Annotated in this window: 13 protein-coding genes; all 13 read right to left on the bottom strand. The window is 57.7% G+C overall.

The annotated features are described in order from the left end of the window. Positions 1-4 precede the first annotated feature (4 nt). A complete protein-coding gene (gene tssB, locus OR1_RS08255) occupies positions 5-532 on the bottom strand; it encodes a type VI secretion system contractile sheath small subunit (protein WP_041971217.1) in 528 nt (175 codons plus the stop codon). 35 nt (positions 533-567) lie between these two features. Continuing rightward, positions 568-1,884 (bottom strand): type VI secretion system protein TssA, encoded by a 1,317-nt coding sequence (gene tssA / locus OR1_RS08260; RefSeq protein WP_041971218.1) that lies wholly within the window; start codon positions 1,882-1,884, stop codon positions 568-570. Positions 1,885-1,887: 3 nt separating this feature from the next. Beyond that, positions 1,888-2,616 (bottom strand): TagF domain-containing protein, encoded by a 729-nt coding sequence (locus tag OR1_RS08265; RefSeq protein WP_041971219.1) that lies wholly within the window; start codon positions 2,614-2,616, stop codon positions 1,888-1,890. After that, positions 2,604-6,041: a type VI secretion protein IcmF/TssM N-terminal domain-containing protein gene (locus OR1_RS08270; RefSeq protein ID WP_041971220.1), complete on the bottom strand. Its 3,438-nt coding sequence runs from the start codon at positions 6,039-6,041 to the stop codon at positions 2,604-2,606. Before OR1_RS08270 ends, OR1_RS08265 begins: the two co-directional genes overlap by 13 nt. Before the next feature lies 1 nt (position 6,042). After that, positions 6,043-6,720 (bottom strand): DotU family type IV/VI secretion system protein, encoded by a 678-nt coding sequence (locus OR1_RS08275; protein WP_041971221.1) that lies wholly within the window; start codon positions 6,718-6,720, stop codon positions 6,043-6,045. A 19-nt stretch (positions 6,721-6,739) separates the two neighbouring features. Continuing rightward, the gene (gene tssK, locus OR1_RS08280; RefSeq protein WP_041971223.1) at positions 6,740-8,134 is read right to left on the bottom strand and encodes a type VI secretion system baseplate subunit TssK; all 1,395 of its coding nucleotides are present in this window, start codon (positions 8,132-8,134) and stop codon (positions 6,740-6,742) included. Continuing rightward, positions 8,134-8,643 carry a type VI secretion system lipoprotein TssJ gene (tssJ, locus tag OR1_RS08285; protein WP_041971224.1) on the bottom strand — a complete coding sequence of 170 codons (510 nt, stop codon included), beginning with the start codon at positions 8,641-8,643 and terminating at the stop codon, positions 8,134-8,136. The genes tssK and tssJ overlap by 1 nt, the downstream gene beginning before the upstream one ends. A 42-nt stretch (positions 8,644-8,685) precedes the next feature. Next, positions 8,686-9,411 carry a hypothetical protein gene (locus tag OR1_RS22265; protein WP_041971225.1) on the bottom strand — a complete coding sequence of 242 codons (726 nt, stop codon included), beginning with the start codon at positions 9,409-9,411 and terminating at the stop codon, positions 8,686-8,688. After that, entirely contained in the window at positions 9,404-11,371 is a 1,968-nt protein-coding gene (locus OR1_RS08295) for a hypothetical protein (RefSeq protein ID WP_041971227.1), read from the bottom strand. The genes OR1_RS22265 and OR1_RS08295 overlap by 8 nt, the downstream gene beginning before the upstream one ends. Before the next feature lie 2 nt (positions 11,372-11,373). Further along, positions 11,374-11,679, bottom strand: a complete 306-nt coding sequence (locus tag OR1_RS08300; RefSeq protein ID WP_041971228.1) for a hypothetical protein — start codon at positions 11,677-11,679, stop codon at positions 11,374-11,376. Next, on the bottom strand, positions 11,651-12,325 hold the full coding sequence (locus OR1_RS08305; RefSeq protein WP_152609844.1) for an FHA domain-containing protein: 675 nt from the start codon (positions 12,323-12,325) through the stop codon (positions 11,651-11,653). Before OR1_RS08305 ends, OR1_RS08300 begins: the two co-directional genes overlap by 29 nt. 349 nt (positions 12,326-12,674) lie before the next feature. Beyond that, positions 12,675-13,208, bottom strand: a complete 534-nt coding sequence (locus tag OR1_RS08310; RefSeq protein WP_082002875.1) for a YaiI/YqxD family protein — start codon at positions 13,206-13,208, stop codon at positions 12,675-12,677. Positions 13,209-13,366: 158 nt separating this feature from the next. Then, entirely contained in the window at positions 13,367-15,154 is a 1,788-nt protein-coding gene (locus OR1_RS08315; RefSeq protein WP_052440334.1) for a response regulator, read from the bottom strand. Positions 15,155-15,194: the final 40 nt, after the last annotated feature.

Raw genomic sequence — 15,194 nt, forward strand, 5'->3', positions numbered from 1 at the left:
TCCTTTATGATTTTGACGGCTCATCGCCGCTTGAAACCCCTGCCTCTTTACCCAGCTTCTGCAGGGTGTCGGTGCTGGCGATCACCTCCTGGAGAAGCTCCTCCAGCCGGTCATTGCCATCCAGTTTCCCCAGCAGGTCCGAAAGTCGCTGCCGTGCCTGCACCAGCTTGCGGATCGGCTCGATCTGCTGGGCAATCTGCTCGGGGTGAAAGTCGTCCAGCGACCTGAACCTTAGCTCGACCGCCAGCTTGGTATCGTCCTGGGTCAGCTTGTTGTCCACCTTGAACGCAACCCGCGGCTTCATCGCATCCAGCACATTGTTGAAGTTGTCCCGGTCTATCTCCACGAACTTCCTGTCCTTGACCTTGGGGAGCGGTTCTTCGGGTTTGCCGGACAGATCGGCGAGAACCCCCGTAACAAAGGGGATCTCCTTCATCTCGATGGCGTCTCCGATCTCGACATCGTAGGTGATCTGAACCCTCGGCGCCCTCACCCGGTCCAATTTATGCTGCTGACTCTCTTTCTTCGCCATAACTCCCCCTTTCCCCTGAATACCCTTCTGAAATTTTATCTGCCGTACATGATTGCCTTTGTTACATCAATGGCGCAAAGCCTCCGGAACAGCTCCTGGGACCTCCCGAGGTCGTCATCCGACGGTTCGCCACTCGTGAGGCACTGGTAAAGCGTCTCCAGCACCTCGGCTATCCAGATGGGCGACTCCCACCGCTCCAGGTGCAGTTCGTCGATGACTGCCTGCAGCCCCTCCACGATGGGGCGCGCCAGATCGTGCCTTTCGGCCCTGATGCAGAGTTTCGCAATCAGAAGCCGGTAACGGTTCCGCTCCCGTTCGGACGGCATGCTGTAAACGGCTTTGAGCAGCCGGTCCAGCCCTTCCCGGATGCTTCCGGAATCAAGCATCCTGACCGCCTCGTCCCAATCAGCATCCTCACGGAAACCTCCTTCCGGAATAGGGACCGGAGCCATGGCGGCTGGAACAGCTGCCGCCGGCTTTTCAACTTTATGCTTCTGGGGTGCGGGACTCTTGACCGCATCCTGCTGCACCTCCTCTTGGGGCGGTTCTTTCCCGGCCGCGACCGTCCCCTTCTTTGCCCCGTAGATCCGGGCCACCAGCTGGGAACATTCATCCAGGGCCTGGCCGATCTCGGAGATACGCGGTGCGTCCCGGCCGAACATCTCATCCACTTTCCGGTCCAGGCTGGCAAAGGCCTCCCGGCAGCGGCCGATCTGTTCGCCAAGCTCTGTCCGAAGCTGCTCGGGTGTCTGGTTTGCTGCGGCATCGAACTGCTCTGCCGTAATCCTTCCTTCGGCGATCAGCTCGTCCCGGCGTTGCTTCTTCGTCTCGTCGATATCGCCGAACTTGTTTCTGGTGTCTGCCTCGTAACCGACCTCCCGCGATTCCTGCCATTTCAGCAGCGAATAGCCCGAAGAGGCCAGCGGGACCTGCCGGATACAGATCGACAACCGGTCGTTCAGGAATTCAAATGGAGCCAGTCGGTACTCGATGTCCCCATCCTCGATCACCGGGTAGACCGTGTCCCAGAAGTTCCCGAGCAGCCCTTCCATACAGGCCAGCCCGACGGAGAGCCCCTCGAACCCCTCGATAATCACAAGCGCCTCGGTGAGCCAGGCCGCAACCTGGAGGTCTTTGGTCCTGGAGGTCAGGGCATCGGTCGCAGTTGCGACCACCCGTTCCCAATCTGCCGACCTGGTCTCGCGCTGCCAGTCCCCCATCGGGATATTGTCTTCCGATTTGCGGGCATCCTTGATCTCCTCGTAAAGCTGCGTGTAGCGGAGATCCTCACCGGAAGCGTTTTCCCCCGGAAGCGGGGTCAGTATCGCATCAAGATCAATTTCCCTTTTCATCTCTCACCCCCACAGGGTTGCAAAATCTCCGGCAAGCAACGGCCGCCAGTAGATCGAAAGATATGCCGCATCCGATGTCCCCCCGATAAAGGCGATGTTTGGCGCAACCCGGTGCCGCTCCCTGATCCGTTTCAGCAGAAGCCCGACCAGCAGCAGGGTGTCGGGCGCCGCCATGTCGAGTTTCACAGTCAGACAATCGCCGTTGCCTGCTTTGCCATTGAATTCCATACCGCCCAGTGCCGGGCAATCATTGGCTCCGGCCTCGCAGGTGGCCTTGATCTGGCGCCAGTCCCCTTGGGGGGGCCTCAGGTTGGCGACTTCACGGTCGATACCAGCGACATCGGCATAGTTCCTCGTACAGAGATACTCGATCCTTTTCCAGCTGATCTCGCAGCCGTATGGCAGAAGATCCCAGTGCTCCTCGCAACCGGGCAGCCCGCCCGTTCCGAGCACCAGGAACGGAAAGGCCCGCCCCACGCTGTCGCAGCTGTCTCGCAAAACGCCGCACACCAGTTCGTTCTTTCCACCACCCCGTGCCCAGAACCGCCAGAACCTCGGCAATCGTCCGGTTTTCAAATCCATCCTCAGCCCGGCAACCCCCTTGGCAACCCATTCTGAAAGCCCGATACCGATGGCGGTTGCGGGACCGATCCGGAGGAAATCCTTTGCCACCGGGTGCTTGCCGCTGGCGCTCCAGACCCATTTCTGCACTGGCGCCGTCAGTCCCAGCACCGGGCAATCCTCCGCGGAATCTGCCCCGGCAGGGCATTCGCCTGACCCACTACCCCCTGATGACCGGTCATATTGTAGTTGACCTTGATGAACCGTATCCCCATCCGTTCCAGGGCCTGCCTCTGCGCCGGGAAATCCTGCGGATAGAACGTGCGCCTGCCGCCGGGGAAATCCTGGAGAAAGGAAGGGAATGACTGCGGCCCCGAATACCTCTTGCTCAGGATCGCATCCCCGGCCTCGACCTGGAACACGACCTCCAGACAGGAGTCCGGCATCCAGTTGAACCCTTTCTGCACCGGATAATTCATGTTCTCCAGCACCTGCGACCCGCCGGCGCAATGCATTTCCAGCCGCGTCATATGCGGCTTCACCCTGGCCTCGGGATTGGCGTCGGTCGGCAGACCTCTGATCGTGACGAGGTAGTTCTGCCGCGGAGCTGCTACAGCCCTGGCCTTGGCCCCTTTGCTGAGGAACGCGTAGAGCGCCGGATCAAACTCCACCCCACCGCCGAGCGCAGTTTTCGGGTAATACCCCCTGCCGGCGCCCCAGCCGAGAAAAGGCCTGGCCACGCCATTGACAAACTTCCATACCGGCCCGTCCTGGCCGACCAGGTACTGCATCACCTGTGGGTCGTTCGCACCCTGGGCCTCCTGCAGAACCTTTTCCTCCCACTGGGACTGGAGGGAGCAGGCCGCCTCCCTCCTGACAAAGGCCCAGAGGAACTCGCACCGCCCCTGGATGAGCCGGCCGAAGATATCATCCCCCCTGCCGCCGGAGATGGCCCGTATCCGGCCGGCAGCCTCGAATGCAGCAGTGAGGGGAGACTTGGCCGAATCCTCGCCGAACTGCTGCAGAGCCGTCTGGAACGCCTGGTTTCTCCCCCGCGCCCCATGTGCCACAGCGTTAACCGCGGTCTGGTAGTCCTGGATCGCCTTCAACAGGGCCGATTCCGATTCCAGAGCGGACTGGCTCTCGCTCTTTTTCCCGAGCGCCTGTTCAAGCATGCCCAGGGCCTTTTTCCCCTCATCGGCGGTCTTGGCGACTACGGCTCCGGCAGCGCCCTTTGATTTCATGACCTGGAACCGGTATGCCTGCTGCAGCCAGAGAGGGGTCTCATCCTTTCCCGCGCCAGGTTCAAGCTCGGAAGTTACCCTGGCGATGAACGCCAGATAAGGGTCCTGCTCCGTAGAGATCTTTGCCTCGGCCTCCTGCCATTCCTTGGCACCCTTCAGCCGCTCCCACCCTCTGGGTAACTGGGATGCAAGCCCCTGCCAGGCGGCAAGAGAGCTCACCCGGTACCACGCCTCGAACGTGCTCCGGTTCCGCTGCACGTTTTGCGGTTCGGGATGCGCGGACGTTATCTCGTCCCAGATCCCGTTGACCATCTCCTTCCCTTTCCGGGTAAATGCCGGCGCCACCGCGATCTCGTCGCGAAGCGGAATACTCCCTCCCCAGAAAGAGCCCAGGGTGACCGGCGCCACTCCGCCCTGACGGCTTGCCCAGGCCGCAATCCACTGGAAGTTGCCCGGCCGGAGCGCCAGGAGATGCTTGTACCAGCTCTGCAACAGGGCCAGTTCCTTGGTCATCTCCTCCGAATCCGTCCTCCAGAGCAGCGAACAAATGTAAAGCTCCCCGAACTTCTTCGTCATCTCGGCATCCATCCCCTGTTCACCGGAGAGCGCAACGTATGAAGGCAGCGGCTTCGAGCGGATCGCTCCATCCACCCCTTTTTCCAGCCTCACCTTGAGAAGATTTATCCGCCGGGCCAGATGCACGATGTATGGCGCCACGCTGTCGTCCGGGGTGGCTGCCGAGAAACCGGCCAGCGAATCGTTCATCCTCTTGTCCAGGTTGACGATGAATCGATCCCGGAAGAGGCGGCAGTACCTCTCCTTCAGCCCCTCTTCGACCGTGCGGCTCTCCTTGAGTCCGAACCTTGGGACCCACCAGCCGGCATTCCGCGCCTCCACCCTCAGGATCATCTGCCGGTAGCGGTCCATGGTAACCAGGTCCGATCTCATCTCCCCGGTCAGCCGCGGCGGCACGGCAAATTCACGGGATGCGGTACGGATGGCAGCCAGGTTCTTGACAAAGGAGAAACTCATTACCCCTGAGGCGGCGATCCAGAGGAAAATCCAGGCTGCAACCCCGAGATTCCGGGTGATTGCCTGCCACTCGATCGCCCGCCGGGTCGGCGCGAATATCCCCCGGTCGCCGGGGAGTATCTGGGAGAAGAAATCGTGCAGGAACAGCCCTTTGCTGGTTCCAGGAAGCACCTCGCGCTCCCCGATCAGGCCGAGAGCGCCGAGGAAATGCGAGTACGGCGTCCCTTCCTGACGGCCGCTGCTGAAGTAGACCCCCCTGAGGATGGGGGTTTCCTGGAACGGATTCTCCTGGAAGGCGTAACGGACAAACGGGATCAACCCCTTCCTCAGATTTTCGAACTCCTCGGGAAAGATCAGGAGCCCGGCATTCGGATCGCCCTTGGACTGGTTCAGCAACAGGAGCCGGATCTGTCTGAGCCGCTCGCCGATGAGCGACACGACGCGATCCGGGAACCCGGCAATATCCTCCTTCAGATCCTGGTTTACGACCCCCATCGGCTGATCGAGGCTCTTTTCCGGCAGCATCTCGCTGAAGGTCGTCATCCCCTGGACCAGGTCGCACTTGGTCACGAGCAGGTATACCGGGAACTTGATCCCCAATACCCGCATCAGTTCGTCGATCCGGCGCCTGATGGTGCGGCCGTCCTCTTCGAGTGCCTCTGGCGTCCCGGTTGCCAGCTTGTCCGCGGAAACGGTCACGATCAGCCCGTGGATCGGTTCGCGTTTCCGGTATTTGACCAGCAGCGAAAGAAATTTCTGCCACTCCTCCTTGTCTTTCCCTTCATCGACCGGGATCGCAAACCGCCCGGCAGTATCGATAATGATTGCCTGTTCGAAAAACCACCAGTCGCAGTTCCTGGTTCCGGAAACTCCCGATGTCCTGGTTACCTCCACAAACGGGGATGAAAGCTTGGCGCTGCTGATGGCGGTCGTCTTGCCGGAACCGCTCTCGCCCATGACCAGATACCAGGGGAGGACATAAAGCGGATTCCCCCGCTTCCTGAGATGCGAGCGCCGCAGTGTCTCCACCGCCTCTTTCCAGCGGTTCTGGAGATCGACATACTCGTCGCGCTCCTTGCCGAGCAGTTTTTTGATATGGGACTCATCCTCCTCAATCACCTGCTGGACGAATTTCTGCTCCTTTCTCCGGAGCAGGAGTTTTTTCAGGAACAGCGCGCCGAAACAGAGTCCGGCAATGCAGAGGAGGATGAAAAACGACACCCACCATGGCCAGTCAAGGACCAGCACAAGACCGACCACCAGAAGGAGAACCAGGATCAGGGCCGTGACGCATAGAACTATCTTCAGCAGCTTCTTCATATCAAGCCACCGTTCTCAGGAAGTTGTCCGCTATGCCGGAGAGGGCGAAGCGGTAAATGACGTACAGGATAGCAAGAAGCGCCACCGGGGCGGCAAGGGAGATGACGACCGGGACCGAGAAGCTGAATTTCCGTTTTGCGGCGGGAAGCTCCACCGCTCCGGACGGGTAGCCGTCCGGGAACAGTTCCACCCGTTCCAGTGAAAGAGAGCCGGCGGCACTCCCCATGAGGAGCTTTAGATTGGAGACCTTGAGCTGCTCCAGCAGGTATTCGTCGCCAGGATGGATGAACCGCCCCTTAAAACCGAGAGCGAGGCAAAGGTAGTACACTTCCCGCACCAGGGTCTGATGGAACCCCAGGGAGTTGAGCTTGTCGAACGCCTCCTCACCGGCCGCGACCGTGTTATAGTGGACCCGTTGGAGCTGTTCCCGCTGCCAGAGGTTTTTCTGGCTCCAGTTGGAACTGAGAATGACCTCGTCCACCCAGGCGCAGACCATGAACCGGGCCAGGTCGTAATCATCGGGAGAGAACCCGCCCTGTTTCATGATCGCGGAGCTGTCCGCAAGGAGCCGCATAACGTCGGTGCGCACCTGGTCGTAGGATGGCTGGCTGCGTTCGGCATTCTTCCGAAAGCAGCAGATATAGACGATCAGCTGGATAAAACAGTCTGTGAGGCGCATTGTACCTCCTGTTAGAACCTTACGACCTTCCCACCACCATCAGCTCAATCTCCAGGTCATCGGGCGCATTGTCCCAGTAAAGAGCCATATTCCGCCCCTTTTCGACCAGGGCCCACTGGTCGTTATGGGTGTCGACGGCAAAGTAGAGCGTACCGGCCCGGCGGGGGAGTTCCTGGGGAGGGACCGGCAGGTTTTCCAGCGCTATTCCCGGCAGAGCGCGGGCAATCAGGATCGGCAGCCGCTCGCGGGAGCTGAGCTTCGCCACGTTGGCCACATAATCGACCACCTGCTTGGGATCCTCGTCCGTCCTCATGACGAGGTAGAACCGGTTCCTGGCCTCAAAGACAGCCGGTTTCAACTCGGATGAGAAATAGGTGCCGTCGTACTCAAGCTCGATCACGTACTCTGGGCCGGCAGTGATCTCGTCGAGGAGCCTCGCAATGAGAAGAAAAGCCGCTTGGAAACAGTCGCCGAGCGCCTGATGGTCGTAGGAAGGGAGCAGCCTTTCGCCGGTCCCGGCCTGTTCCCCCATGACCGTGATGTTCTCGGAAAAGGAGGAGAATTCTCCGGCCAGCTGCCGCAGAACTCCGTAAATGGACCATGGGTGGGTCTGGCGGGTCTCGATCAGGTGCGACAGGAGGGGGATATACCGGTTCAGGGACCGCAGGGCCAGCAGGTAGACCATGTCCCTTGAACCGAACTCGGCAGTCTGGATCCCCCGTTGCTTCTTGTATTCCTCCAGTTGCCGGCCGCGAGCGGCAATGAGGTCCCGCGTTTCCCTGACAATTGCCAGCAACGATTCCGAACTGGATATGGTCATACAGGGCGGGACAAACCGCCGCGAAAGCGTTACCTCGTCGCCGGAGCGTTCCAGCTGGGCAACCGGAATCAGCAGGTAATCGCCGATCTTGTCGATCTCGGTCTGCCAGAATATCCTGAGTAATGCGGTCAGCCTGTTTACTTCACCCTTGGCCCCGCCCTCGTGCAGATCGGGGACCTCCTCGAAATCCGCTGAGGTGAAATACCGGGTGGTCACGGTCGAGGGAGATTCCCCTTTTTTGAGCACGGTCACGTTTTCAGCGCCATCGTTCCATTTTCTGATCCCGAGGAAAATAGTGAACGGCTTTCCACCCTCGACCCAGGCGTTGTCAAACTGCCGCGACTCGACAACCGCATTGCCGGGAACACTCGCCATGCTGCCGTCGGGAAAGACGAAGACACCGGAACCGACACCGAACGTCCCGGTCCCGAGCGCCGACTGCTGGATTGACAGCTCTCCGACCCCCCAGAAATGAGGGAGGAGATACTCGTATACCGGCCCCAGCAGAGAGGCGGTATAGCGGTCGGAGAGCTGGAAATGCTGGGGCTGAATAAACAGCCCCTGATGCCAGAAGATCGGCTTTTCACTGTTCATTAGTGTACCTTTATATCCGTTATCTCTTGAGGGCCGAGAATCAGGTCCACGACCGGGTCACCGAACCATTTCTTTTCCAGGGTAAAGAGCCGCACCGAACCTTTCCGGTTCAGATCGAAATACCCGGCAGCCACGCCGAGATACTTGGACCCCTCGGCCATATCCACAAACCCGCCGGTATCCTCTCCCGGCTGTACGATCTGCCGTTTGACATAGGCCACGCTCCCGTCAAAACGACCGCATTCCATCAGCTTGTAAATGCCGTCCTTTTCGTCGGCAAGCTGGTTGAAGCTGTTCGGTTCTTTCAACTGATAGACACAGACCACCAGAGAATGGGATCTCCCCTGGTAAAGGTTCAACTGCCGGTCACTCCGGAAGTTGATGGTGAGGGCGTTTTTTTCGTACCCGGCCGCACCATCCGACCCTTTCTTCGACCAGGGCATCATCCCGCACGAGGTGCAGATGAACAGGACCGCCAGCAATGGAATCACTCTGATTATCTGGCGCATAACGCCTCCCTAATAACCGGTTTTGAAATACCGTCCTGCAGTTCACCCCTGATATGATTTTCTACAGATCCCTTCAAACTCCCGGAGCAGCCTTTCGGTGAACTGCTCCGACCGGAGCCAGTCAGCCAGTATCCGGTGTTTTTCCTCATAGATATCAAACTGCTCTGCCTTGCGCAGCGGACCGAACTTGAGACCCGACCCGACTGCCGAGCTGATCCGGTCAGGGTCCAGTTCAGCGATGATTTCAGCGGCAACATTTCTGGCCGCCTGCTGGAACGAGTTGTGAGAAAGCAGAAAGGCCTGCTGGATCTGGTCAAGGTAATCCCGGACGGACATGGTCCCATCATACCGCTCCATCTGAGACCCAATCAGCTGCCGTATGGTTTCAAGCTCGTTGCTCTCACCGACAAGGGTCGTCTGCATGACCCGCACGATCCGGTTCAGGGAATCGAAAATCATATTCATGGCAGCAACGAACTGTTCCGTCATCTCCCCGCTGGAAAGGCTCTCAGCCGACAGCTCTTTCCCGAGGAGCATGTAGAACAGCCGCGACATCTGCGCCGATTCTGCAGCGGTTCCGCCCGAATCCGGAGAAACATCGCCGGACAATCGGTTTACCAGCAGATCAAGATGACGGATCTTGTCATCCGGAGCCATAGCTCCGAGTTCCCGCAGCAGCAGCGCCTCGATTGCTGCCGCAAGATCTCCGGTTCCGGCATCGGCAACCCTCAGAACCTCGTCATATAGCCTGTCCATATCGTTATTCATTAAGGCGCCTGCCCCTTCTCTGGCGAAATGCCCCATCCTCCTTTACCAGCAGGACGGTCGCTTCGAGATCATCGCCGCTGTCCGGACCGGTTTCTTCAGGGCAGCTCTGGCCCGGGTCCGTGCTCTTGCCCGCCTTATTCACCGGAGACCCCGCCAAGGCGTCAGGAGAAAGGATCACGGTTTGAGAAACCTCGTCGTCCGCTGCTGGTGGGGCAGAAACAGCGGCCCGGGCAGCAGCGGGTGAAAGCAGCACGGTCTCGGTCAGTTCCGGTTCATCAGAAGGTATAGCGGCAGCGCCGCTTATCTGCCCGTCCGTGAGCCCGGATTCCCGGGATGAATCGTTACCGGCCCATTTTCCACGGATCGCCAGCACTATCTGCCGCAACTCACCTCTGGGCAAGCCACCGGCCTTGACACTCCCATGGCTGACAAGATCCCGGCGAATCTCTTCACGCACCGCTTCACCACGCTGGCAGAATCCGGCCGCCGTCGCATCTTCCCTGCCGGCGGTCCCGCCGGCAATCAGCTCGGCGCCGAGCCGGAGGAGATTCTTCCAGTGGCCGTGGAATTTCGCCGGCACCCGGCTCTCGCCGGGGTTCCAGAAGATGTTCTCCGGAGGAAACAGCCGGAACAACTCGTCAGCGGCGACCGCACTGCGATCGGCCATGGGCATTCCCAGTTTTTTCAGGAGAGCGACGATCTCGCGCCCGCTCCGCTCCCGGTTTCTTACCAGAGCCTGAAACCAGAAGAGCCCCAGGTAGTAGTTTGAGGCGCCGCCCTGCAGATCGCCGATTGACGGGAGATCCGGTTCAGGCTTCAGCAGATCGATATACCTGGTCCTGAAACTCCAGAGCCATGGCAGATTGCCTATCGAACCGGGGAGGTCTACCCAGAGGCCGACAATACGGGGGGAGGCAGAGAGCCGGGTCTGCTCCGGATCATCCGGAACCGTCTGGCGAAAGGCATCCAGCAACAGAGAAAGCTTCAGATAGAGAACCTCCAGAAAATGGGCCTCTTCTTCGACCGGATAGAGGAACCCCGAACTCTTGCCATCCCCACCCCAATTCGCCAGACATGATATTCTCCCGGCCTCGCCGCACGCTTCGAGCTCTGCGGTCAGCTCGTCCGGAGATATTCCGGAGAGCAGCGCCAGAAAATCCATGGCATGTAGAGACGCGGCTTCAGAGAGGAGCATGTGAAAGGGGTAAAAGGAAAAGGGGACGATGCGGGACTGGGAAACCTGTCCCTGGCCGTAACAGCTGGCCCATTGCGAACAGTTGACGCAGGGAAAGTGCGTATCAGGATTCCGGTTTTCATGGAGCCGGCCGAACTCCCTGATCAGGGTCCACCGGTCCATGAGAATCGGCGGATCATTGGGCTCCAGTTCATGGGTATAGAACACGGCATCCTCGTTCCGGACGCAGGCCGGACAGTTCAGGTACCGTCTCAGGGATCTGCTCCACGAACCGAGTCCCCGTTTTCTGAGCAGGTCGTCGTCACGGCAGAGCTGCAAAGGCTCGCCACACTCCGGGCAAGGGGGGTGAAAGAATCTCTTACGGGCCCGGCAGTAGAAAAGCGACGAAAATGCCTGCAGTTTCCCCCCCTCTCCCTGTTGTCCGGCCAGAAAGATGCCGCTTCCGGAAATAAGGTTCGAGGTCTCCTGCCAGCATCGATCAAGGTCGGGGTTGGCAAGCTGGAGGAGTTCATCCTCGGTGTAGCGATAGGCATCCCTTTCGACGAGCATGAATACCCTGCGGACAAAGCTTCCGGCATCGGTGACAAAATTGGCATCCAGCAACCGGGCAAACGGGTGCGAGTCCTGGACCACGGCAAAAGGATAGGCATTTCCCGGCTGCTCCGTGCTGGCGGATACCAGAGAAAGCCTGACCCCCTGTTCCTTTTGCAGATAAGGGAGCAGTGTTTTCTGCTGTGAAATTTCCACACTCTGTGTGGATGCCATAGTCAGAATCTCCTGCGTAAGCGCGACCAGAAACCTCCGGCATCATCATTTGACATTTCCGGGGCCAGCCGTTCTCTTTCGTTGGTGCTGGGTGGGGGACCGGCCTCGGTTGCGGAATTTTCAGCGGCCTCGGCAAATCGACCCTCCCCAATATAGGCAAGGAGCGGCCCCTGAGGGGACAACCTGACCAGGTCGTTTACCCGTAGTAAATACTGAAGACTGATCGGGTTATCGTTGATGCATAACAGCTGTTGACCGGAAAGATCCCTGATCCAGTACTCACCCTGGGAAAAAACGTATCTGGACATGCTGCGGCAACAGGGCATGGTCCGGAATGACGAAATCTGCACCGGGTCCGCTGCCGATGACAATCGGCAATACACTGAACGATCGGATCGATGGGCCGAATTGAATGACCAAGGGGGCGGAAACCTTTTCCGCGGCAACCGCGGGAGCAATGGGCGAGGGTACCCGGGGTGCGGGTTCTGCATCTACAAGCGGGCGTTTCTCCGGAAACGGCTCACTATTGGGTATGGCCGGAACCGGTTCGGCGTCGGGCGCTTGAGGGTCTACCTGAATAACAGCTACACCGGCCGGAGATTGCCGGCCTGATGTTGGCACAGCCGGCTGGTCCGTCTCCCGGGAAAGAAAACTCACTTTGGGTCCGCCGGCGGAAAACTCCAAAACGTCCCCATCCTTGAGGAACGCCTCCGTTACCTTCCGGCCGTTGACGAATGTGCCATTGGTGCTGTAATCCACCAACTTGAACCGGTTGCCTTCACGTATTATTTCGGCGTGCTTTCGGGAAATGGATGTCAATTCAGGAGGGAACTGGATAGTGCAGGAAGGATGACGGCCGATAGATATGCGCTCGTCGGAGCACTCAAGGATACTCCCTTTCATGGGACCATGAATATGTACGAGCTCGGCAACTATAGCAGGCTGTAACTTCATAAGGGGACCCGTAAATTCTTCGCCGCTGGACACCTGGAATCACGACATCCATGATATCGTTCCTTCGGCGGCAGAATCTTATGATGCACTTTACTGCACCTGACCCGACAATTTGATGCATATTAAGCAACATACAGTTTATAATATGCCCGCTACAGATAGAACATTTTTTTATCAGGACAACATAGAATTAACAATATGTTATAAGCTATTATTACGAATATATCATTACTGTCAATTCAACTTACGAATGCATTTTTATTACACTACTTGAGTGACTTACTTAAGGGTTATTTAATAACAGCTCTTTAGTCTGACCATTCTGAGGCCTAAAATTCGGCCACCCCAATTAGAGAAAGGGTACCGGCCGATCTCCCCTGATCATCCGGGTAAGCAGACGGTCCAGAGATGACGCGAACCGTTGTCGATCGGCAAGATTGAATGCGGATGGCCCACCCTGAATCAATCCCCCCTGCCGTAGTTCCATCATCAGGTCCCGTACGGAGAGCCGTTCGCCGACGTTCTCCTCGGTGTAGAGGTCCCCCCGGGGATCAAGGGCAACACCGCCATTAGCAACGATCCTGGCGGCCAAAGGTATGTCCGCGGTAATCACCAGGTCATTTGGGGAGGCATGCCCGGCGATATAATCATCGGCCGCATCAAAGCCTTCGGCCACGACAATGGATTCAATCAAGCCGGAATGGTGTTTGGCCAGGGTCGTGTTCGCCACGAGCAGAACGCCCAGATTGAGCCGTTCGGAAGCGCGGAACACTATCTCCTTGATTACCCGCGGGCACGCATCGGCATCAATCCAGATCTTAGGCCTGATCGCCTCCCGATTCCCGCCCTTTCCCTGCCTGGCATTATCCCCATCGTACGGCATCTTCATTCTCGTTCCTCCATAGATCAGCACCAATCAATTGAACCGGAAGGATACGAGGTAACCGCCCCGGATATCAAGCCTGAATTCATTGCAGCATGGAGCATGAGGAATTATCGGAACTACCGGAATGGAGAAGATTGGAAGAGAATACGGCTGGTCTAACTCGCGGAGATATCGGTCAAAGAGTTCATGGCATTGAATCTGTCCAGATTTGTCCGCCCTTTAGTGCCTTCCTGCCTGTTGAATATCTGCGGGTCACAATCAGATTCGCCGGTTATCTCCCAGGCATAGGCAATCTGCCCGCTTACCTCAGATGCGCTTTGATTTGAAGAGTCGATCATTTCCCGAACCTTGACAAGAAGTCGGCTGGGATTTACGGGCTTCATGATAAGATCGGCGCGGCCATCGATATCGGTACGCTCCTTTATGAAATCCTCGGTATAACCACTTATGAACAGTATTTTCACGTCGCTGCCGGTTTGCCGGATCTCGTCATAGGCATCCTTCCCGGTTTTGCGAGGCATTATCACATCCATCAGGACCAGCCTGATCCGGTCAGAGTTTTCCCTGAACCGGTCCACCGCTTCCTGGCCGTCAGTTGCCAGGATAATATTGTAGCCGAACGTGGTGAGCATCGTTTCCACCATCTGCCGGACAGCAGGGTCATCTTCGGCAACCAGTATCGTTTCGCCTTTACCTCTCCGAACCCGATCTTCGTCGACCCGCTCAACGGCAGGTCTTACCACCGTGTTGAGTTGTAACGGCATATAGATACTGAAGCTGGTGCCCTTGCCAGGTTCACTGTCAACCTGGATATAGGAGTTATGCTGCCTTATGATCCCGTAAACGACCGACATGCCGAGCCCGGTCCCACGTTCTTTGGGCTTGGTAGTAAAAAACGGTTCGAAGATCTTGTCTTTTACCGCGGCATCCATGCCACAGCCACTGTCGGTAATACGCAGGCAGGCAAACCGGTCGGATGGGGAAACATCATACATTCCGGCAAAATTGGCATCGGCAACATGTGCGCAGGTTTCGATCAGCAGGCTCCCCCCCCTGGGCATGGCATCCCTGGCATTGGTTGCAAGGTTGAGGAGCACCTGTTCAATCTGGCCGCAGTCGGCCAGAATCATCAGTTCCTGATCGCTACATCTGGTTGTCAGATCAATTTCCTCGCCGATGGTGCGCCGCAGCATCTCTTCGACATTATGCACGATATTGTTGAGATCAAGCCCTGTGAGCATCATGTTCTGCTTGCGGCTGAAGGAGAGCATGCTGCGCGACAACACCTCGCCGCGTTCCGAAGCCCGCAAAATATGCTGCACATTAACTCTAAGCGGCGAATCAGGCGGAAGATCGAGCAGGGTCAGATTTCCGAACCCGCTGATAACGGTCAGGATATTGTTGAAATCATGGGCAATGCCTCCGGCGAGGGTGCCGATCGCCTCCATCTTCTGGGACTGGCGGAGTTGGTCATATGCCTGTTTGAGCGACGCAGTCCGTTCTTCCACACGCGCTTCGAGCAAACGCCCGTAATTTTCCAACTCTATTTTCTGCAGGTAGAGCTCAGTAAAGATTTTCACCTTGCTGCGCAGGAACATCGGTTCAATCGGTTTTACCAGGAAGTCGACCGCACCGGACTCATAACCCTTGAACTGCGCATTCAGGTCATCCATTCCAGCGGTTACGAATATTATCGGCACCTGCCTGGTACGCGGGTTGGCCCTCATCAGTTCTGCCGTTTCATAACCGTCCATTTCCGGCATCTGGACGTCCATGAGAACCAGGGCAAACTCTTCGTTGAGACAGAGACGAAGTGCATCCTGGCCTGATTGGGCTTTGCAGAGATAAAGCCCCATATCTTCGAGCAGCACTTCCAGCGAGATCAAATTCTCTGGCCGGTCGTCCACGAGCAGGACAGGTATCTTGTTAGTAATTGTTGACATTACAGTTAATTATTGTCGGAAGAAACGGCCAGATTCTTAA

It is taken from the genome of Geobacter sp. OR-1 (assembly GCF_000813145.1).
Lineage (GTDB): Bacteria > Desulfobacterota > Desulfuromonadia > Geobacterales > DSM-12255 > Geoanaerobacter.